Genomic DNA, 20353 nt, shown 5'->3' on the forward strand with positions numbered 1-20353 from the left:
CTCCCTCCTCTCTAACCGGTGACATCCTGCTCCATCTGCTGGCGACGATACTGCTCTGCATACCAGCCATTTGCTTGCATCAGCTCGTTATGCGTTCCACGCTCCACGATTCTGCCTTCGTCCAATACCAGAATGAGCTGGGCATGCTGAACCGCAGACAGACGATGTGCCGTAATTATCGTTGTTTTATTCGCACGCTCCTGTCGCAGATGACGTACAATGCTTTCCTCTGTACGTGCGTCCACTGCAGATAAGGAGTCATCCAAAATCAAAATATCAGCATCGGTGAGCAGAGCACGAGCAATGGAAATCCGCTGCTTTTGTCCCCCTGAGAGTGTAACTCCCTTTTCTCCCACCATCGTTTGCAAGCCATCCTTGAACTGTGCCAGATCTCCCTTCATTTCAGCCAGCGCTAGCGCACGAACGATTTTCTCATGGGAAGCATCCGGGCGACCGAAAGCAGCGTTTGCCTCAATCGTGCGGGAGAACAGCAAATGCTCCTGGGGAACGTACCCGATCTTTTCCCGCAGTGCGTGGAAGGAAAGCTTTTCAATCGGGACTCCGCCAACAAACAGCATCCCCTTACTCATTTGATACTGATGCAAAAGGGAGCGGCAAAGCGTCGATTTACCACTTCCCGTGCGCCCTACAATCCCCAACGTATCTCCTTCCTCCAACACAAAGGAAATATCGGAGAGTGCAGGCTTATCCGTTCCGGGATAGGAAAACGTAAACTGGCGTGCCTCCACCGTATTTGCTGCTACGTCGGTTACAGGATTGGCAGATTCTTGTACATCCGGCTGCTCCATCAAAAGCTCCGAATAGCGCTTGTGTGAAGCACCACCACGTTGCAGGACGTTTACCAGCCAGCCAAAAGCAAACATCGGCCAGATCAACAAGCCGAGATACAGATTGAACGCAACCAGATCCCCTAAAGAAATCGCGCTGGTGAACACCAGATAGGTTCCGTACCCGAGACCAATTAAAAAGCTAAAGCCGATAATAATTGCAATCGTTGGTTCGAACAAAGCGTCAATCCGCGATACACTCACATTTCGTTCCAGTGTTTTCTCACTGACACGCCGATATGCCTCCACATCCGCCCTCTCCTGGACAAACGCTCGCAATACGCGCACGCCTGATACCGATTGCTGGACATGGTCATTCATCTCCCCGAATGCTTCCTGGGCCAAGTAAAAGCGGTCATGCAAAAGCTTTCCATAGTAGGCGGTTGACCACGCCAAAAATGGCATCGGGATCAAGGCAGCCAAGGTCAGCTTCCAGTCAATGACTGTCACCATCACACCTAGTGTCAGCAATGTCATGAACAAGGAATCAACGAGCGTCAGCACTCCGGTACTGGCCGTTTGCTCAATCGCCGGAATATCGTTTGTAGCCACAGCCATCAAGTCTCCACTGCGTTTGCGATGATAAAAAGAAGGCGTCATCCTGGTCAGATGGGAAAATAGCTTCTCACGTAAAGCTCGCTCCAAAATAAGCGCTCCTCCATTCAGCAAATACCTCCAGACGAAGCGCATCACATACAAAAGCACGCCAAGCACCAGTAAAATGACCATGGTCTGTGTCAAGGCAGCGGATGTTAACGAGCTGTTGCGGATCGAATCCACCGTCTCTCCGATCAAACGAGGCGGCCAAAGCATGAGAACATCAATCAAAAACAAAAAAGAGATACCAATTACGTATCGCTTCCAATGAGCACGAAAAAACCAGGACAGTTGTTTTAGTGTCTGCATGTCCGTCACCTCATTTCAAATACATACGTTTTTTCTCTTCTCCCATTAAGAAAACCTCTATCGAGGCCTCCTCAAGGAGGAGCGACCCCGTTTTTGCGGAAAGTTTCCATGCGTTCCAGAATTCATAACCCTCTTGCTTATAAATTCTTATACGTTAAAAAAGGGCGCGCGAATCACGCACCCCTTTTTTGTACTTACTCCATCGTAATTTACTGAATTTTCCTTGTCAATCTAACTTTTTACCATTCTTGAAATCATGCCACTCTTCGCGCAACAAGCTGTATACAGCATGATCGACGTAATGATCGTACAATAATTCATTCCGTCTGAGTATGCCCTCGAGCTGAAAGCCCAGGCGCTCTGGTATCGAACGGCTCTTCACGTTTTCCGTAGCTGCCTGAATCGTTACCTTTTCCATCCCCCACGAACCGAAAATCAGCTTGTCGATGTAGGCAGCTACCGCTTCCGTCATTAATCCGTTGCCCTGAAACCCTGCGCCCAGCCAATAGCCGAGGGAGGTCTTTTTATTGATCCAATCCAGATTATGCACGCCCAGCGTCCCCGCCAGCCGACCTCTGAACCAGATGCCATAATGTGTTCCTTGATTGTTGTTGTGTTGATTGATCGTCATCTGAATAAAGTTGGCCGTATCCTCCACCCGATTGGTAAAATCCAGCCATGGCAGCCATTGCTTCAGATGGGCGCGGTTGGTATCTGTCAGCCAAAACATCTCTGCCGCGTCCGCTGGCTCCAATTGTTTCAAAAACGACTCCTCTGTCATCGCGATGTGCCTCATACCTAACCCTCCCTATTGGTCCATTCCCTCGAAGTGCGCAGGTGTTTATGCTCGATTATGGTGCAGGACGTACTGTTTGGCAAGATGTCCAAAAGCTCTACTCAAAAAAACGCCCACCTCGCATGCAAGGTGGACGTATACTCGCCTGACTTACTTTTTGCTATTGCCGATTTCCTCTGGCTTGAAAATACCTGTCTCGGTCACAATTGCCGTAATGTACTTGGCAGGTGTGACATCAAAGGCAGGGTTGTATACTTTGATATCGTCTGGAGCCACTTGCTTGCCGAGACCATGTGTAATCTCTTCGGCTGGACGCTCTTCAATCGGGATATCTGCCCCGGTTGGCGTCTCCAAATCGACAGAGGAAAGTGGAGCTGCGACATAAAACGGAATGCCGTGCGCTTTGGCGAGTACTGCCACGCCGTATGTTCCGATTTTGTTCGCCACATCGCCATTGGCTGCTACGCGGTCTGTCCCTACGATGACTGCCTCAACTTTGCCTTGGGACATCACCATGGCAGCCATGTTGTCGCAGATCAGCGTCACATCGATACCTGCCTGCTGAAGCTCATAAGCAGTTAGCCGTGCGCCTTGCAAAACAGGGCGGGTTTCGTCTGCATATACTTTGAGATTCCAGCCGCGCTCTTTTGCCAAATAAAACGGAGCTGTCGCTGTTCCATAGGCAGCTGTCGCCAGTGCGCCCGGGTTGCAGTGCGTAAGAATGCCCATGCCATCATGCAAAAGCGTCAGCAAATGCTCACCGATTGTCCGGCATACCTCAGCATCCTCTTTTTGAATCGCCAGAGCCTCGTCAAGCACCGCTGCCTTTAGCTCAGCAACAGATAACGATGTCTCTTTTTCCACACGAGCCTTGATCCGATCCAAAGCCCAGAACAGATTGACCGCAGTTGGCCGAGAAGTCCCCAGATAATCCGCTTGCTTGATCAATTCATTCCAGAATTGCGCGTGAGTCTCAGCTTCGCTGCCGCGAACACCGAGGTAGAGTCCATATGCTGCTGCCATCCCGATCGCAGGAGCTCCCCGTACTTGCAAATGACGGATCGATGCCCATACTTCTTCGGATGTAGTCAGGTTCAAATAAATCGTTTCTACTGGCAAGCGCGTTTGGTCAAGCAGAACTAAATAATCGTTCTCCCACTTGACCGGCGCAAATTGTGTACTCGTTGTCATACTGTAGTAGCCTCCTGATAGTAACGTGCGGTCACTGTACGAACAATGTCCGTGATGTCAGTTGATTCGCCTACACTGCCGCGGCCAACAATCAGTGCTTCGCCGATAGCCAGCGCCAAGCGTTCTGCCTCTGCACGTGTTTGATCGTCCTCAATGGCATTGAGATCTGCCACTCCTGCCAGCCCGATCACCCGGCGCAGGATTTTGCATCCTGCATATCCAGCTGTGTCCTGAATCAATCGCTCTACATAGCTCTGCCAGAGACCCTCTACGTGGGCACTGCGCTCTTTTGCCTGCTTATGCCAGAGCTGAACAAAATGGGAGACGAATTCATTCCAAACATCCTCGACCGTTTCCAGTAAGTATTCGCGGTATGCGTCCCGTTCTCCTTGGTCTTTTTGCAATCCGTGCTGACCAGCGTAGTTGAGCAAAAGGTTCGCAATGACCGCGCCGATATCAAAACCGATTGGACCGTAGTAAGCAAACTCAGGATCGATTGCTTTCAAGCTCGTTTCGGTAATAAAGATGCTTCCTGTATGCAAATCACCGTGCAAAAGCGCTTCTGCGCGCGTCAAGAAGTCGTATTTCAGCTTGGCGATTTCCAACTTGAGCGGCTTGTTGTTCCAAATCGCTTCTACCTCTGGACGAATCAATGGGTTGAAATGATTGGTTGGTGCGTTTTCGTACGGATCAGTAAAGACCAGATCTTCAGTAATTTTGCATAATTCGGGATTTAGGAATGTTCCGACTAACGTTTTCTTTTCGAACGGATGTGACCCCAGATCCGATGTGTAGAAAAGGGTTTGCGCCATAAAGCGGCCGATTTGCTTGGCAAAGAGCGGATAACGTTTTCCCTCGATGAGACCTTTGCGCATGATCACATGGTCACCGACGTTCTCCATCACGGTCAGCGCCAGCTCCTGATCAAAGTGATACACTTCTGGTACGAGGTCAGGTACATATTTGTGCTGAATGCGCAGCGCTTCACTTTCGATACGTGCGCGATCTATCGTCAATGGCCACGACTCTCCAACCACACGGGCAAATGGCAATGCCTGCTTTACAATCACACTTTTTCCTGTCGCCTGGTCGCGAATATCAAACACCAGATTGAGGTTTCCGTCCCCGATTTCGTGGCTCGTTAGCTCAGCTCCCTCGGTAAACAGACCTGGCAAACCCTTTACGTACTCCACTGCCTCCTGCTCGGTCAACGCACGATAAGCCATGATTCATTACTCCCCTCAATGTCATTTTGTATTTATCTCTAGTGGACTGGATGCTTGCCCCAGTCTAGCAATCAAACGGTAGCGATTTTTTTCTTCCCCACTCAAAAAGTGGCAGTCTGCTGCGAATTTCCTCACTGGGTAATCCATATTCGCTCACACCAAGGCCGCAGCCACGCCATTTCAGACATGCAAAAAGACCTCTTTTCCCGAAGAAAAGAGGTCGCTGTCGTCACGTAAAAAGCAAACGTGTCCTTGTCCCCCTTATCTTCCAGACTACTTTTGTTTCTGCAGGAATTAGCACCGTGCACGTCGCCTGAAACTTTCATCGCTATAAAAGCGACCAAAGAGCGTCATGTCGGTTGCCGGGTATCATCGGGCCAGTCCCTCCACCTTCTCTGGATAAGGTATCCATCGTATGCAATTTGATTTAGTTTGAATCATACAGCCACACTCACACGCTGTCAACACCCTTTTTCAGCATCCAGCATCCCCTATTTTTACCAGCTGTAGTGCGTTCCGGAAGCAGCTGGTCGGTCCCAATTCCACCAGTCGATCTTACCTAAAAAGGCTGCTGTAATGGACTTTTCCTGTTTCAGCTTGAGCAGCTCCTTCGTCGGTCCCGTCAATACTGCACCGTAAATACGTACACCTTTTTCTTGCATGTATTGGTAGCGCTCGGTAATATGCGGCTTGCCTCGGGAAACCAGACTAAAGCCAATCTCATTCGACAGACGCTCCTGTTCCGAAAGATATTTCATTTCGCTCAGATAAGTGGCCGCCCGTCTCTGTCCTTCGCCATTGACCTGAATCGGAGCATTCCCGTAACTCAGCTCGCGCTCCGCAAAGCCCCAAACATCCCCAGCACCAAGAAGTCGAACACCTTCCTCAGCCCCGCGACCTGTCAGCTCCTGCCCGGTATCTACTGCAAACCAGACAGTTTCATGTGTGTCGCTGTTTACGTAGCGGGAAATCAGTTTGTAATACTCCTCATAGCTCAAAAAATGCTCAAAGGAGATCGCCAGCTGTGAGACTGTACCTTCAGGCAGCTTTTCCATTGTCGTCCAGGCAGGCAGCTGCAAATTCGTCAGCTCCTCCTGTGTCGGCTTACTCTGTGACGGGTAACGGAAAAAAAGCTTTTGCTCCCTGATCCCGTTTGTCCATTTCGGCTGTGCACTGTTCTTCCACAGGATGTTGGTGCTTTCAAAGCTTCCGGCATTTTTGTCCTCACTACCTACTCGCTCACGCAATTCCATCCTGATGTTTCCGTAGAGCAGGCCGACTTGCGAGCCGCTGCTGCCAACACTGACACCCGGCTGAGTGAAATTGACCATATCCTTGGCGACCCGGTACAAATCGTCGTGCATCAGCGAACCGAACCAGCCATTCCCTACAAAAAGCGCGACACCCGCAAAAAAAGTAAGCCCCATCGTGAATGCGGAATTCGACAGACGCATCCGCCATTTTCCCCGCCGCAGAATGGCTCGCTGCTTTTCCTCCGAGAGAGTGTCAGCTCCCTCTTTGCCAGAATCCGTTCCTTGCTCCTCCCCCAGAAGTAGCCGCTCCAGCCGCTGGGCATATTCCTCATCACGGAGCACTTCTTCCCCCAGTCGCTTCTCCTCGCTCTCTGTCATCTCTTTGCGCAGATAAGCGAGTAGCTTTTGCTCCCGATTTTCCCTATCTCTCTTCTCCATCTGCTCCATCCCTCCACAGCTTTCGCATCTTTTGTCGTCCTCGAAACAAGGACCGCTTCACATCAGCCACATCGATTCCCAATATTTCCGCGATTTCTGCATAAGAAAAGGGAATAGCTGCGAGCAAAATAACCTGCTTTTGCTTTTCTGAAAGCTGCCGGAGCAATTCCTGAGCCAGTCCCCACATTTCCTTGTTCACGACTGTCTCCGCAGGATCCTCCACCAGAGGATCTGCTCGATCCGGAAGCTGTTCAACCAGCTGCACCGGCCGTTTTACCTGTTTGCGGTGCCAATCGACAAAAGCGTGGTAGGCTACCTTGAACAGCCACGGCCTGACTTTTTCCCCGTGGTAATCATCCAAGGACAAAAAGGCGCGGAAAAACGTCTCCTGCGTCAGATCCTCTGCCTGCCTCGCATCCCGTGTCAGCCGGAAAAGATAGCGGTATATATCGTTTACGTGCAGTTTGTACACGTCATCCAGGCTTACTTTCCCAACGCCTCCACACCCCTTCACTCCCTACCACGCAATGCGCAGAAAAAAGTTTCACCTTGTCATCCATTTCCTCTGTTCAAAGCGCACACTTGCCGGAAAAACAAATTGACTCCCGGTTCATAACGTCATATCATGATGATATCGCACACGAAAGAAGCAGCGTGTGAACCGAATAACTCTTATCGCGAGCTGGCTGAGGGACTGGCCCTATGATGCCCGGCAACCGGCGCTCTTCTATTTTCAATCGATAGAAAAGCGAAACGGTGCTAATTCCAACGGATAAGAGTCGAGACAGGAGCACTATTTCTGCGCGTCTCGGCTACTAACCGAGAGATGAGAGGAGACGAAGACTCTTTTATAGTCGACAACCGCCTCCCCACTCACGGGGAGGCTTTTTTTCGTGTCTTTACATGTTCTGCTATGAAGAAAAAGGAGGATTAGCCCTGGCATGAGTGAGCAACGCATCCTCGTTACCTATTTGACACAAGCCAAGGATCTTAGTAAAAAAGCAGCTGCTGTCGCAGTCGGGATGACAGTCGGTTCCTGGACCGATTTACCCGCTGCCAAGCAAGCTGAGCTGCAACCATATCTGGGTGAGGCCGTAAGTGCTACCCCGCTCGAAACACTCGCAAACGGGGAAACTCGCGGACTGATTACAGTCAGCTACCCTACTCGAAATTTTACACAAGATATTCCTTCCCTGCTGACAGGTATCTTTGGGAAACTCTCGATGGATGGCAAGATCAAGCTCGTTGACATCGTGTTTCCAGACTCGTTTCTGGCTGCTTTCCCCGGTCCGAAATACGGGATAGAAGGACTACGCAGCCGTCTTGGCGCACAAAATCGTCCGCTGCTCATGAGCATTTTCAAATCGTGCCTGGGTCTTCCTTTTGACGACCTGAAAACGCAGTTCCGGGCCCAAGCATTGGGCGGTGTGGATCTGGTCAAAGATGACGAAATCTTCTTTGCAGATGATCGCGCACCATTTTTGGATCGTATCAAAGCGTTCAAACAAATCGCATTGGAAACCGAAGCGGAAACGGGCAAGCCTGTCCTGTATGCAGCAAACCTGACCGGACCGGTACATGAGCTAGGTGAAAAGGCTAAGCGTGCAGTAGAGGCTGGTGCCGATTGCCTGCTGTTTAATGTACTGGCGTTTGGCTTTGATGCTTTGCACAGACTGGCACAAGACCCTGATGTCCATGTGCCGATCATGGCTCACCCGGCATTGGCTGGCGCTTATTATCCATCGCCTGATTACGGAATTGCAACCCCGCTCTTGCTTGGTACGTTAATGCGGGTTGCAGGCGCTGACCTGGTGTTATTCCCTTCTCCATACGGCAATGTAGCCCTGGACAAAATGGAAGCACTCCAGCTTGCCAAAAATCTCACGACGCCACTTGTGGGCATTCGCCCCTCGTTCCCGGTTCCTTCAGCAGGAATTCACCCCGGGCTCGTGCCACAGCTATTTGAGGACTTCGGTTTGGACCAGATCGTCAATGCCGGCGGAGGAATCCATGGCCATCCTGGTGGCGCAACCGCAGGAGCCAAAGCATTCGTCGCGGCGATTGAAGCAGTTACTGCCGGACGTACCTTGCAGGAGGCTGCTGCTTCCTCCTCGGAACTGGCCATCGCGCTGGAGAAATGGGGTGGCGGACGATGAGCAAAAAACTCGTCCTCTTCTGCGACTTTGACGGAACCATTACAGAAAAAGACAATATTGTAGCGATTGTTCGCAAGTTTGCTCCTCCTGAATGGGAGGCGCTGACCGAGCAAATCCTTTCCCAAAAGATTAGCGTACAGGAAGGGGTAGGCAAGCTGTTTCAGCTTCTCCCTTCTTCCCTGCGCCAGGAGATCGTGGACTATATCGTAAACGAAGCTTCCATTCGTCCCGGCTTTGGTGAGTTCGTAAGCTTTTGCCGCAGCGAAGGAATCGAGCTGTTAATCACGAGTGGCGGAATCGACTTTTTTGTACAGCCGATCCTCGCACCGTTCGATCTATCCGGTGTCCCGATCTACTGCAATGGCAGTGACTTTTCAGGTGAACGCATCACCATTACATGGCCGCATTCTTGCGACGAGCACTGCACGAACGGCTGTGGAATGTGCAAAACGACGATTATCCGCCGCTACGATCCAGCCAGTCATTACCGTATCGTCATCGGCGATTCAATCACCGATTTGGCTGGTGCCAAGATTGCGGATTTCGTGATTGCCCGCTCCTTCCTCGCGGAAAAAGCGGAAGAGCTGCAGCTGCCTCATCACACCTTTGCCACATTCCACGATGTAATTGCTATTTTGCAAGAAATCAAGCAAAAACAGTCATGACCGTTTTCCCCTCTCGCCTGGGGACAACCGTATTTGACCACAAGCAGTCAGATCTACTTATATGATAAACAGGAGGTCATCTCATTCATGACAGCAACATTAGAGCAGCGCCTCGATGCCTTTCGTCGACTGGACGATGCCAAGCTGACATTTGCCCGCCGAGACTGGTTTCCCGGCACCAGCGGCAATCTTTCGATCAAACTCGAGAGTGAGCCCCTACAGTTTGCCGTAACCGCAAGCGGCAAGGATAAAACAAAGCTTTCCCCGGAAGATTATTTGATTGTGGACCAAGACTCCCGTCCAGTTGATGCGACAACACTCAAGCCTTCGGCGGAAACACTGATCCACGCCGTGGTCTACAAAACATTCCCGAAGGCAGGTGCCTGCTTCCACGTTCATACGGTGTGGAACAATCTCATCTCTGAGCTGTACTTTGGTCAACGCGCTTTCTCCATCCAAGGACAGGAACTGATCAAGGGGCTCGGAATCTGGGAAGAGAATGCTCACATCACGATCCCGATTGTTGAGAACTTTGCTGATATTCCAACGCTTGCTGCTGAAATCGAAAAAGTGATCACTCAGGAAGTTCCTGGGGTGCTCATTCGCAACCATGGCATTTACGCCTGGGGCGGCAACGATTTCGAAGCCAAACGTCACCTGGAAGCTTTTGAATTCCTATTTGAGTACCACGCCCGCTGGCTCCAATTGCGCCAAGCTGCCGTGTCCACTACAACTACAAATTAGAGGAGGATTTCAAAGATGGCACAAGTACGTTTTCACGACACAAACGAGTACATTAGCTCCGCAGAGGAAGTTGTCACATTTCTGAATTCCCAAGAGATCATTTACGAAAATTGGGGAGTAGATCGTTTGGACCCAAAACACCGTGACAACTACAGCCCTACAGACGAAGAGAAACAGGAAATCCTGGACACCTTCAAAGCAGAAATTGATGAGATCAGCAAACGCCGTGGTTATTTGACTGCGGACATCATCGTTCTCTCTGACAAAATTCCGAACCTCGATGAATTGCTGACCAAATTTAAAGGCGAGCACCATCATACAGACGACGAGTGCCGTTTCTGCGTAGACGGTCATGGCATTTTTGCGATCAAAGGAAAGGACGGTCGTTACTTCGACGTTGAGCTCTCACCTGGCGATCTCATCTCTGTACCACCTAACTATCGTCATTACTTCACGCTGATGGATGATCGTAAAATCAAAGCGATCCGTCTGTTTGTAACCCCAGCAGGCTGGGAAGCGATCTACTAATCGATTCGAGAAGCCTAAGACCCTGGTCGCTTTCCGGCCAGGGCTTCCCTTTTTTTCAAGCAGCACAGCCCTTTATTTAATGACACCATTTCCTTTGATAGATACATCCGGCGAAATCTTGACGGTAGCTTTGGCAAACGCCTTTGTCCAATCTCCTTCTACCTTTTTCCAATCCTGATAGGCATAAGCACGCGCATACAATCCAAACCCGAACGGGTCCAGCTCTTTCTTCTGACATTTTGCAATGAGCTGTTCATAATCCTTGCGCAGTTCTTCCTCGATCATTTTCTCCAGTTTCTTATAATCCTTGTTCATATTGAAAGGAAACATTCTCTCAGAAACCCCGATCTTCATTTTTAGTTGTACATCAAAATGGAATGCTCCGTCCTTGTATTCTGTTTTCACTTTTTTCTTTACACCTTTCACGTAAAAGCTGACGTCATCCTTAATGATCGGATCGTGTGGTTCATGCTCAGGCAGAGGAAGCGTAAGAGAGATTTCCCCCTGCTTCTCGTGGAGCAGAATTTGCATCAGAATGGTCTCTCTGGCATCAATCAGTTCGCGATAGAGCCCTGCTTTTGATAGAAGCGCCGTTCCCATAATCATGACCGCTTTATCCTTTTTGATCTCAGTTATGGACGGCGTCATTCCTTTTTCATACATTTGCCGATGAAGCTCCTGTGCTCTTGTTTTTACAGTTAAATTTCGATAGTTCGCTGTATCAATGAGCTTCGTCAGATGCAAAGCTAATCGGGGCTTGTCCTTGGGCTGGAAGTTGAAAAGGTCAACTACTCGCCCATCAAAAACGACAATGCGTGCATTGACGCTAAAGCGCGCATCCCGAAAGACGACGTCCATCAGCCGGAACCAGTCTGGGTGCTGCAGCAGCTTTTTACTGAACACAAGTACCTGTATTTTGCCCGCCACCGTAAGGGCCGTTACTAATCTGTCGTATTCAATTCGCGCACCGCGCATCGTATCTGCCCTAATCCCGAATTGCTCTGATTTTTTTTTGGCCTCATGACTAAAAACCGGACTGGAGATATAAAAAAGCAGCTCGTTCTTCTCATTCAAATCCACGCCAGTCATGAGCGCCAGAGTGGCATCCTCCAAATCAATACGGTCCATACAGCCAGAAAGCAGCACGGGAATCATCACTAGCAGCATTATCCTCGCCCATGTCTTCATGCTTTTCTCCCCCTTGCTTGCCGGTTAAGCAGCCAAATCGGAACACAGGCGAGAAGCGGAAACAAATAGCCTACCGAAAAGCCAGCTACGCTCCACATTTCTGTCCACTTTTTCAAATCAGCAAAGGATGGTGTATACACCCAAAATAAAATGACCATGAGTGGCATCAGGACTTTCAAATGACCGCGATGATCTGCCTTTCCAAACAGCTGGCTTGTGGAAAATACAGTGAAATACACGTAAGGGATGGCAGTCGTTGACAAGATCATTAAATAAAAAGCCAGGAAAATAATATCAATCCGTTCCAAGAATCGGTATTCAATTACTTTCCACAGATTAAGAGTCGGCCAGGTGTACTCCGATATTTCGTCCGGGCTAAAAAATGCGTAGCTAAAAATGGTAACAGATAAAAACACACCTAAAGACAGCGTATTAGCGATCACAATCCCCAGAGAAGCATATTGTTTTTTTTGTAAAAAGGGATAGAGAAAAAACGCCAACTCAAATCCTAGAAACGATAAAATGGTTGTCTTCGTAGCCATGATGATCGGTTTCCACCCCTCTTTGAACAAAGGGAGCAAATGAAGCCAATGCGTATCTTTAAAAGAGCTCATCAGGATGATTGGCATCCAGAGCGTGAGGTAAAATACGAGCTCGGAATATCGCCCAATGATGCGCAAGCCTCCCCTCACGATATAAAAAGTTGGAATGGCAAGCAGCAATACTACGATATACCCTGGCGTTTGCGTCAGAATCCATATGTTCACAATCGCAACCGTATTCCCTGTAACGGCAAGGGAAGCTAAACCGCAATAAATTGCCACAAGCAGCACACATGCTTTCCCGAGCCATTTGCCTAAAAGAAGCGGAAACAAGTCCGTAATGCTGCAATCTGGATAACGCTTCATGATGCTAATGATGAGCAGGCTGGCTACCACTGCCAATATCCATCCCAAAAACAGAGACATCCACCCATCTGTATTCGCTACCTCCGCTAATTCTCGTGGCATTGACAAGACTCCAATTCCAACTTGTGCTCCATGAATCAGGAAAATGTACTGAAGGAGAGTTATCTCGTTGTGTGCATATTTTTTCACTCTCCTTCCTCCTTTGGACGATTGTCCCCTTGCCTTTTTGCCTGAATTGCTCTAGCGCTGACTGGCCTGTTCATCATTTTCCAGAGCGGGACTCGCAAAAATAGGTCCTTCCAATCCTTGAAACGCACAGGAGCGAGTGGACTTCCATACGGGATACCCAACGACTCTAGCGAAATCAGATGCCCGATCAAGGTCATGAGGCCAATAATAATCCCGATGAAGCCAAACATGGACGCCATAATCATCATCAGAAAACGAATCAGCCGTACAGCAGCTGCCATATCGTAATTCGGGATGATAAACGAGGATATCGCTGTAAATGCGACCACGATGACCATGATATTACTCACGATGCCAGCCTGTACAACTGCCTGACCAATGACAATACCGCCGACAATCCCTACTGTTTGCCCGATTGGAGCCGGTAGCCGAACCCCTGCCTCGCGCAGCATCTCCAAGGTCAATTCCATCATCATGGCTTCGAGAAGGGGCGGAAAGGGCACTCTCGCGCGTGACTCCCCTACGGACAAAATCAGGTCGAGTGGAATGACTTCGTAATTGTAGGAGATGACGGCAATGTAGATCGCTGGCAAAAACGTCGCGACCAGAAACGCCAGGAAACGAAGCAAACGAATAAAAGTAGCTACCAGCCAACGGGTACTATAATCATCAACATTTTGAAAAAAGGAAGCGAAAGATACTGGACCAACGAGTACGCTGGGAGATCGATCCACGACGATCACGGTTTTGCCCTGTAACAAGTGTGATGCCGCTGAATCCGGTCGTTCTGTGGTAAGTAGCTGCGGAAACGGAGAGTACGGGTTGTCCTCGATCAATTCCGCCAGCTCACCAGTATTGAGGATATTATCGATATCAAGAAGCCTGATCCGGTCCTCCAGCTCTTGCAGAATCTCTGGATTCATGACATCGGATATAAACAAAATCGATAGCTTGCAAGCCCCTCGCTTTCCAACTTTGACCTCTTTTATTTTCAGTTCACGATTAGGGATATACCGACGAATCAACGCGATATTTTGGATACCTGTCTCTACAAAGCCTTGATGAGCGCCCTTTAGTGATGCTTCCAGCTGCGGATCTTCAATCGCTCGTTGTGGCCACCCGTGTGTCTCTACTGATAGAGCTTCCTCACGCCCCTCGATGAACAAGAGACTGCTTCCTTGCAAAATCGCTTCTTCTACATCTTCGAAGTCATGTAGCGTCGTTACTTTTCCTACAGACAACAGATCCAAAATACTTGTATGGCCGCGTTCAGTCGGCGCTAACAAAGGACGAAGCACATTGTTGTTAATCGAGTTTTTATCTACCAGCCCGGTTAAATAGACTAGAGCTATTCGCCCTTCTATAAAATGGCTCTCGAAATCTCGAATCACTAGATCAGGAGTAAAAGTAAAAATGCGATGCAGCTCAGCGATATTATCTTCCAAGCTTGTGCTAATTTCGCGTGCTTTTCTGGATCGGGATAAGCCCGCAGAGTGGCTATTCCGATTTGCAGCTGCTGCTCTTTTTCGTTTTAGCCATCCTCTCGACTTCATCTGACCACGTTCCTTGCAGCTTTTGGTTTGTCTCGTTAGCGTTGGTGATCGCTTCCAACTTTATGCATGAATAGACGAACCGTTTGACTCGCGCATAGTTCAAGACAAAATGCAAATACTGACAGGAGAACTGGAACAGGTTGGAGAGAACATGAAAACTGGAATATCGTTTACTCAAATCGTTTTTATCTTGATGCTGAGTAATGGACTGATCAATCATGTCATCGTCATTCCTTTAATTCTCGATGTAGCCAAGAGAGATTCCTGGTTATCCGTCATTTTTGCGGGTGCTCTATACCTGCTCTGGACGGTTCTCATCTACTTCGTCTACAAAAAAACAAGGCAGGAGAATCTCCTGCTCTGGGTCAAAAAAACGTATGGCTCGGGAATTTACTTATTGATCGCGCTTTTGACTGCTGCCTATTGCTTTACTAATGCTACTGTTACCTTGACGGATACAGTCACCTGGATCAATTTGTCTTTTGCACCTATGACACCCCTGTTCGTACATACGATTTTGTTTGCCGTCCTTTGCTTTATGAATGCCGTTCTTGGTATCCGCTCGATTGCCATGACGTCCAGTGTCCTGTTGCCGTTTGTCGTGATTTTGGGATTTTTCGTTATGGCCACCAACTTTCAGCACAAGGATTACAGTTTGCTATTGCCTATCATGGAAAATGGCTTTGGACCGGTTGCCAAAGGAATGGCGTATGCTGGGACCGGGTTTGCTGAGCTCATTATTTTCTTGCTCCTGAAGCACCATCTTTCATCAACTGTTCCGTATATCCGGCTTCTGCTGCTCGCAATCGCTATCGTCGGGCTGACAATTGGTCCAACGATTGGTGCCGTCATAGAATTCGGACCCGTAGTAGCTGCCAATTTGCGCTACCCCGCCTATGAGGAATGGCGCCTCGCCAATATCGGAATTTATATTGAGCACTTGGATTTTTTGAGTATTTATCAATGGTTTAGCGGTGCGTTCACACGTATTTCGCTCTCTCTGTTTCTGATTACCGAGTTGTTTATGATCGATAACGGACGGAAGCGATTTTGGGTTTTATGCGGATTATTTCTTTGTGCGACGGCCATTTCCATTTGGCCAAACAGTGACATTTCCTTTTACAGCTTGCTCTCCCAGTACATCTTGCCAGCCTTGCTTTCCGTTGCTCTATTTCTGTCTATTGTGCTCATGCTGCTGACAGCCTTCGCAGAAAGGAGAGGTCGCTATGAAGAATCGTAGATTTTCGCGGGTAAAAGGTCTGATAGCTTCCCCTCTTACCTCTCCTACAGATGATACAGAAGAACTGGACACACTCCGTGTAGAAGCCTTCGAAGCTTTGTTTGACGGCTGTCATGACGTTACGATCGAGGCGCATACGCTGCGTGTTCCCCCGCAACCTTTGCGCGTTCATTTGATTTATGCGGGTGGAATCTGTGATCTGGATCGCATCAGCGAATATTTGATGCCCCAGCTTGTCCATTTGTTTCAGAACGAAGAAATTCATACTGCGTATGATCTGAGTGAAAAGCGACTGTTTTTTATGAACGAACTCGTTGAGCCGAAAAATGTGAATCTGATATGTCGAGAAGTGTTTGCCGGTCATCTTCTGCTCCTGTTTGAAAGCTTTCAAACCGTCTATTTCATCCAAACCTCCAATCCACCGCAAAGAGACCCGGAAGAATCAAATACCGACGTATCGATTCGCGGCCCCCGGGATGGATTTACGGAAGAATTGACTACGAATCTCGCTCTCATCCGTAAACGTTTAAAAACATATCAGCTCAAATATACTCCTTACATCGTCGGAACCCATACGCATACAAACATCGGACTGTTGTATCTCAAGGATCAAATTGACCCGCAGCTCGTTCAGCAAATCAGTGGGCGAATTTCCTCACTGGACAGCAAAGGAATTGTCAGCGGTCTGCAGATTGAAGAAAAGCTCGCCCGCACTCCGTTAACGCTTTTACCGGAATATCAGTACACAGGCAGACCTGATTACGTGGTCAGTGCTCTTCTGAAGGGACGTTTTGCACTGCTCATTGATGGCTCCCCGACAGCCTTGATCGGACCTGCCAACTTTTTTATGCTCTTAAACGCAGCAGAGGATACTAACACCTCTCTGTTTTCCATTGCTTTTGTACGTATGCTTCGCCTCACCTGCGTCTTCATTGCGTTGTTTTTGCCCGGTTTTTGGATTGCCTTGGTCATTTATCATCAAGAGCAGCTTCCTTATACGTTGATTGCTACCATCGTCAAATCCAGACAGGGGGTTCCATTGCCAGCGGCACTTGAGGTCCTGCTCATGGTTCTTTTATTCGAGCTGTTTAAAGAGGCAGGATTACGATTACCTCTGGCGATCGGGCAAACCCTCTCAGTCGTCGGTGGTCTGATTGTCGGTCAAGCTGCGATTGCCGCAGGCTTAACCTCTTCCGGGAGTCTGGTCATCGTGGCTCTTTCCGTCATGGCTACCTTTACCTTGACGAATCAGCATATGGTGGGGACAGTCACCCTCCTGCGAATCGGTATTTTTCTCGTTTGCTCGTTGCTCGGCATGTTCGGCTTTATGATTTCGCTGATTGCGACACTCTTATATTTCTCCAACATGCGTTCCTTTGGGTTGTACTATTTGGCGCCTGTCGCCCCAACCATGTGGTCTGATCTGCTCAAGATCTTATTCCGCACGCCATGGCGAAAAGCGGAGAATAAACCGCAGATGCTCGCGAATCCTTCTGAAAAGAAAAAGGGGACCTAACATGAAACGCTTGCGCCTGATTGCCGTGTTACTCGCGATCAGCGTACTGGTCAGTGGATGCTGGAACGCGAGGCAAATTGAAAACCTGATTTACATCAATGCTCTCGGCTTCGATTATGTCGATGATCAAATCGTTGTCTATGCACAAGTACTCAGCTTCTCCACCATTGCCAAGCAGGAAGCTGGAGGACAAAGGGAAAACACGACATCCATCGTCGCCAAGGCAACGGGAGACACTGTCGTCAATGCGTTATTCAAGCTGTATCCCACCTCTCAGCAGCAGTTGACATGGAGCCATGTACGTGCCATTTTGTTTCACGTACGCGCTCTGAATAGCAAGGTTTTCAATCAGGTTATTGATGAAATCAATCGGTTTTACGAGTTTCGCTATACACTGTGGTCTTTCGCGACACAAGAGCCCATCATGGACATTTTCAATGCAAAGCAGCTCTTTAGTCGCCCGCTCATCTATTCGCAATTGGAGGACCCGCAGGATCTCTACCCGCAAAATTCCGTGATGGAGCCGATTCAGCTTTTCCAATTCCTCGCGAGACGCTCAGAGTCAAATGGCGTGGTGTATCTTCCCATGCTGACGACCAATCAAACAGTCTGGAGCGAGGACAAAAAGATGTTGCCCAAGCTCAAAGGAAGTGGTGCCTGCATCTTCCAAAACAAGGAAATGAAGTCTTGTTGGCCACGTTCTGATTTGATTGGGCTTCGCTGGTTAAATAAAGATACCAACCGTACATTAATCAGCGTGAAAAGTGACGACAAAGGTCAAGCATTACTGATTCTGGAAAAGCCAAGGGTAAGACTGACTCCATTTTTCAAGAAGGGGCACCCCCTTTTTCGAATTGATGTGCAGGTGACTGGCTATATTACGCAAATTATTCAAAAGGGACCCGTGGAGGCATTGGAAAAGGCTGCAGCCAAAAAAATCGAAGCAGAGATCAGAGGAGTGTATGAGCGCGGATTCAAGCAGCAAATTGATACGCTTGCTCTGGGGCATAGTCTCTATCGAAAATATCCGCAGGAATGGAAGCGCCTCGCAAAAAATCGTACATTGCCACTCACATCAGACTCGCTCGATACCGTCAACATCCAAGTAAAGTTAAAGAATGGCGGCATGGCAAAAGTCAGGCAAAAACAGTAAAGAGCAGAGAGGATTCTCTGCTCTTTTCCATGCTCTCTACTTATACAGCGTACTCTCCAGCAGCGATGACACGGTCTGCGATAGAACGCTTGAGCTGAACCGTATTGATTGGCGTATGGCGCGTCAGCTTTTTCAAAATGGACAATCGCAGTCGCAGATCGTCGCCCTCTTCCATCGCAGCCAACGCTTCCTTCGCCCAGCCTTCAACACGATCGAATGCTTCCTGAACATAAACTGTCGTCATTTCCAGCTTTTGCTGTGCACTCTCTAGTCCAGTAGCCGCAATCGCCCGCTCTGTGCGCTTCACGACGCTATCCATTGCATACAGCTCGATCAGCATGTCTGCCGAAAATGCCAGGAGCTCCTGTTCCTTGGAAATCGCCTGCTGGTATTTCATCAGCGCAGAGCCTGCAACCATCAGGATGATTTTGCGGGTCATGTCAATCAAATGCTTCTCGGCTGCTAGCGGCGCATCCTCGATTTCCTGCGGATAGTAGCTCATCAGCTCTTCCTGGAGACTTGCGGCTGCCTGCATCAGCGGCAGCTCGCCTTTCATCGCTTTTTTCACGAGCGTATCAGGAATCAGCAGACGGTTGATCTCATTGGTTCCTTCGAAAATCCGATTAATGCGGGAATCCCGATACATGTTTTCGATCTCATATTCCGACATGAAGCCGTAGCCACCGTGGATTTGCACGCCTTCATCCACGCAATAATCCAATACTTCCGTCGCAAATACTTTGTTAATTGAGCACTCGATTGCGTAGTCTGCGATTGCTTTGGCTACTTCTGCTCCATCATCGGCCTTTTCTCCCAGTCGATTCAGTGCCGTATCGAACAGACCTACGGTGCGATATACCGAGCTTTCCGCCGCGTAGGTTTTGATCGCCATGTTTGCCAGCTTGCTTTTGATCAGCGTGAAATTGGCGAGTGGTGTTTTGAACTGCTTCCGCTCCTTGGCGTAATTCGTCGCAATTTCCAAAGCCCGTTTCGCAGAGCCAACTGCCCCTACTGCCAGCTTGTAGCGACCGACGTTTAAAATGTTGAAGGCGATGACATGCCCGCGTCCCGGCTCGCCCAACAAGTTTTCTACAGGCACCTGTACATCCTCCAGAATGACCGTGCGCGTAGACGAGCCCTTGATCCCCATCTTTTTCTCTTCCGGACCAAACGAAATGCCCGGGAAGGTGCGCTCTACGATAAAGGCGCTGAACTTGTCGCCATCGATCTTGGCGTAAACGATAAATACATCCGCAAAGCCAGCATTGGTGATCCATTGCTTCTCCCCGTTCAGGAGATAGTGCGTTCCATCTTCGGATAAGGTCGCGGTTGTCTTGGCACCCAAGGCATCAGAGCCTGAGCCCGGCTCAGTCAGACAATAGGCTGCCAGTCGTTTTCCTGATGCGAGATCAGGCAAATAGCGCTGTTTTTGATCGTCTGTACCGAAATACACAATCGGCAGTGAACCGATGCCCACATGTGCTCCGTAACTGAGGGCAAAACCGCGAGAGAGCGAAAATTTCTCTGTGACGAGAGCCGTACTTATTTTATCGAGGCCGAGTCCGTCGTATTTTTCTGGCACATCGCCTGCGAGCAAGCCCAGCTCACCTGCTTCTTTCAGCAAACGAACGGAAATATCAAACTGATGGTTTTCGATCTCTTCCAGGTGAGGGCGCACTTCGTTTACGATAAACTCCTCGGTTGTCTTGGCAATCATTTTATGCTCATCACTGAAGTCCTCTGGCACAAACATATCCTCAGCCGAACCAGCATCAATCAAAAAGCTACCACCACGGATCAATTCTTTCGTATCTGCCATCGCAAACCCTCTCCTTATACAAAAATGGACGTACTT

The 20353-nt window shown here is 49.0% G+C and carries 17 protein-coding genes and 2 riboswitches; of the genes, 7 read left to right on the plus strand and 10 right to left on the minus strand.

The genetic code is table 11. The features are described 5' to 3' along the window. Positions 1-11: 11 nt before the first annotated feature. The 6 genes from ADS79_RS28095 to ADS79_RS28120 all read right to left on the minus strand — a co-directional run bounded on the left by ADS79_RS28095 (position 12) and on the right by ADS79_RS28120 (position 7172). Positions 12-1754 carry an ABC transporter ATP-binding protein gene (locus tag ADS79_RS28095; RefSeq protein WP_049741752.1) on the minus strand — a complete coding sequence of 581 codons (1743 nt, stop codon included), beginning with the start codon at positions 1752-1754 and terminating at the stop codon, positions 12-14. Between the two features lie 226 nt (positions 1755-1980). Beyond that, positions 1981-2550: a GNAT family N-acetyltransferase gene (locus ADS79_RS28100; protein WP_049741753.1), complete on the minus strand. Its 570-nt coding sequence runs from the start codon at positions 2548-2550 to the stop codon at positions 1981-1983. Positions 2551-2700: 150 nt separating this feature from the next. Then, positions 2701-3741, minus strand: a complete 1041-nt coding sequence (gene mtnA, locus ADS79_RS28105; protein ID WP_049741754.1) for an S-methyl-5-thioribose-1-phosphate isomerase — start codon at positions 3739-3741, stop codon at positions 2701-2703. After that, positions 3738-4967, minus strand: a complete 1230-nt coding sequence (gene mtnK / locus ADS79_RS28110; protein WP_049741755.1) for an S-methyl-5-thioribose kinase — start codon at positions 4965-4967, stop codon at positions 3738-3740. The genes mtnA and mtnK overlap by 4 nt, the downstream gene beginning before the upstream one ends. 258 nt (positions 4968-5225) lie before the next feature. Continuing rightward, a riboswitch (SAM riboswitch) is annotated at positions 5226-5373 on the minus strand. 91 nt (positions 5374-5464) lie between these two features. Further along, positions 5465-6658: an anti-sigma factor gene (locus tag ADS79_RS28115; RefSeq protein WP_049741756.1), complete on the minus strand. Its 1194-nt coding sequence runs from the start codon at positions 6656-6658 to the stop codon at positions 5465-5467. Continuing rightward, positions 6642-7172, minus strand: coding sequence for a sigma-70 family RNA polymerase sigma factor (locus ADS79_RS28120; protein ID WP_236700129.1), 531 nt, complete (start codon positions 7170-7172; stop codon positions 6642-6644). Before ADS79_RS28120 ends, ADS79_RS28115 begins: the two co-directional genes overlap by 17 nt. A 155-nt stretch (positions 7173-7327) precedes the next feature. Beyond that, positions 7328-7437, plus strand: a riboswitch (SAM riboswitch). A 162-nt stretch (positions 7438-7599) separates the two neighbouring features. On the opposite strand from ADS79_RS28120, the gene ADS79_RS28125 reads away from it, so the two are divergent. The 4 genes from ADS79_RS28125 (at position 7600) to ADS79_RS28140 (ending at position 10751) form a co-directional block, all read left to right on the plus strand. After that, positions 7600-8814 (plus strand): 2,3-diketo-5-methylthiopentyl-1-phosphate enolase, encoded by a 1215-nt coding sequence (locus tag ADS79_RS28125; protein WP_049741758.1) that lies wholly within the window; start codon positions 7600-7602, stop codon positions 8812-8814. Then, entirely contained in the window at positions 8811-9479 is a 669-nt protein-coding gene (locus tag ADS79_RS28130) for a 2-hydroxy-3-keto-5-methylthiopentenyl-1-phosphate phosphatase (RefSeq protein WP_049741759.1), read from the plus strand. Before ADS79_RS28125 ends, ADS79_RS28130 begins: the two co-directional genes overlap by 4 nt. An 87-nt stretch (positions 9480-9566) precedes the next feature. Beyond that, positions 9567-10223 (plus strand): methylthioribulose 1-phosphate dehydratase, encoded by a 657-nt coding sequence (locus ADS79_RS28135; RefSeq protein ID WP_049741760.1) that lies wholly within the window; start codon positions 9567-9569, stop codon positions 10221-10223. 15 nt (positions 10224-10238) lie between these two features. Then, on the plus strand, positions 10239-10751 hold the full coding sequence (locus ADS79_RS28140; protein ID WP_049741761.1) for a cupin domain-containing protein: 513 nt from the start codon (positions 10239-10241) through the stop codon (positions 10749-10751). Positions 10752-10823: 72 nt separating this feature from the next. Here the strand turns inward: ADS79_RS28140 and ADS79_RS28145 are convergent, their stop codons facing one another. Genes ADS79_RS28145 through ADS79_RS28155 form a run of 3 tightly spaced genes read right to left on the minus strand, consistent with a single transcriptional unit; the run spans position 10824 to position 14589 of the window. After that, complete coding sequence (locus ADS79_RS28145) at positions 10824-11939, minus strand: Ger(x)C family spore germination protein (RefSeq protein ID WP_049741762.1); 1116 nt, start codon at positions 11937-11939, stop codon at positions 10824-10826. Beyond that, entirely contained in the window at positions 11936-13036 is a 1101-nt protein-coding gene (locus tag ADS79_RS28150) for a GerAB/ArcD/ProY family transporter (RefSeq protein ID WP_049741763.1), read from the minus strand. Before ADS79_RS28150 ends, ADS79_RS28145 begins: the two co-directional genes overlap by 4 nt. Beyond that, positions 13033-14589 (minus strand): spore germination protein, encoded by a 1557-nt coding sequence (locus ADS79_RS28155; RefSeq protein WP_049741764.1) that lies wholly within the window; start codon positions 14587-14589, stop codon positions 13033-13035. Before ADS79_RS28155 ends, ADS79_RS28150 begins: the two co-directional genes overlap by 4 nt. A gap of 151 nt (positions 14590-14740) precedes the next feature. Between ADS79_RS28155 and ADS79_RS28160 the strand changes: the two genes are divergently transcribed. From ADS79_RS28160 to ADS79_RS28170, 3 genes are read left to right on the plus strand one after another with little or no spacing between them, the layout of a single operon-like run. Beyond that, positions 14741-15829, plus strand: coding sequence for an endospore germination permease (locus tag ADS79_RS28160; protein WP_084766104.1), 1089 nt, complete (start codon positions 14741-14743; stop codon positions 15827-15829). Continuing rightward, positions 15816-17345 (plus strand): spore germination protein, encoded by a 1530-nt coding sequence (locus ADS79_RS28165; RefSeq protein WP_049741766.1) that lies wholly within the window; start codon positions 15816-15818, stop codon positions 17343-17345. Before ADS79_RS28160 ends, ADS79_RS28165 begins: the two co-directional genes overlap by 14 nt. A 1-nt stretch (position 17346) precedes the next feature. Continuing rightward, positions 17347-18498, plus strand: a complete 1152-nt coding sequence (locus ADS79_RS28170; protein WP_049741767.1) for a Ger(x)C family spore germination protein — start codon at positions 17347-17349, stop codon at positions 18496-18498. Between the two features lie 40 nt (positions 18499-18538). Here ADS79_RS28170 and ADS79_RS28175 read toward each other — a convergent pair whose 3' ends face one another. After that, entirely contained in the window at positions 18539-20317 is a 1779-nt protein-coding gene (locus ADS79_RS28175) for an acyl-CoA dehydrogenase family protein (protein ID WP_049741768.1), read from the minus strand. Positions 20318-20353 lie beyond the last annotated feature (36 nt).

This window comes from Brevibacillus reuszeri, assembly GCF_001187725.1.
GTDB lineage: Bacteria > Bacillota > Bacilli > Brevibacillales > Brevibacillaceae > Brevibacillus > Brevibacillus reuszeri.

Coding starts and splice junctions, on each gene's coding strand:
- ADS79_RS28095 (WP_049741752.1), bottom strand. CDS start 1,754: ATGCAGACACTAAAACAACTGTCCTGGTTTTTTCGTGCTCATTGGAAG.
- ADS79_RS28100 (WP_049741753.1), bottom strand. CDS start 2,550: ATGAGGCACATCGCGATGACAGAGGAGTCGTTTTTGAAACAATTGGAG.
- mtnA (WP_049741754.1), bottom strand. CDS start 3,741: ATGACAACGAGTACACAATTTGCGCCGGTCAAGTGGGAGAACGATTAT.
- mtnK (WP_049741755.1), bottom strand. CDS start 4,967: ATGGCTTATCGTGCGTTGACCGAGCAGGAGGCAGTGGAGTACGTAAAG.
- ADS79_RS28115 (WP_049741756.1), bottom strand. CDS start 6,658: ATGGAGAAGAGAGATAGGGAAAATCGGGAGCAAAAGCTACTCGCTTAT.
- ADS79_RS28125 (WP_049741758.1), top strand. CDS start 7,600: ATGAGTGAGCAACGCATCCTCGTTACCTATTTGACACAAGCCAAGGAT.
- ADS79_RS28130 (WP_049741759.1), top strand. CDS start 8,811: ATGAGCAAAAAACTCGTCCTCTTCTGCGACTTTGACGGAACCATTACA.
- ADS79_RS28135 (WP_049741760.1), top strand. CDS start 9,567: ATGACAGCAACATTAGAGCAGCGCCTCGATGCCTTTCGTCGACTGGAC.
- ADS79_RS28140 (WP_049741761.1), top strand. CDS start 10,239: ATGGCACAAGTACGTTTTCACGACACAAACGAGTACATTAGCTCCGCA.
- ADS79_RS28145 (WP_049741762.1), bottom strand. CDS start 11,939: ATGAAGACATGGGCGAGGATAATGCTGCTAGTGATGATTCCCGTGCTG.
- ADS79_RS28155 (WP_049741764.1), bottom strand. CDS start 14,589: ATGAAGTCGAGAGGATGGCTAAAACGAAAAAGAGCAGCAGCTGCAAAT.
- ADS79_RS28160 (WP_084766104.1), top strand. CDS start 14,741: ATGAAAACTGGAATATCGTTTACTCAAATCGTTTTTATCTTGATGCTG.
- ADS79_RS28165 (WP_049741766.1), top strand. CDS start 15,816: ATGAAGAATCGTAGATTTTCGCGGGTAAAAGGTCTGATAGCTTCCCCT.
- ADS79_RS28170 (WP_049741767.1), top strand. CDS start 17,347: ATGAAACGCTTGCGCCTGATTGCCGTGTTACTCGCGATCAGCGTACTG.
- ADS79_RS28175 (WP_049741768.1), bottom strand. CDS start 20,317: ATGGCAGATACGAAAGAATTGATCCGTGGTGGTAGCTTTTTGATTGAT.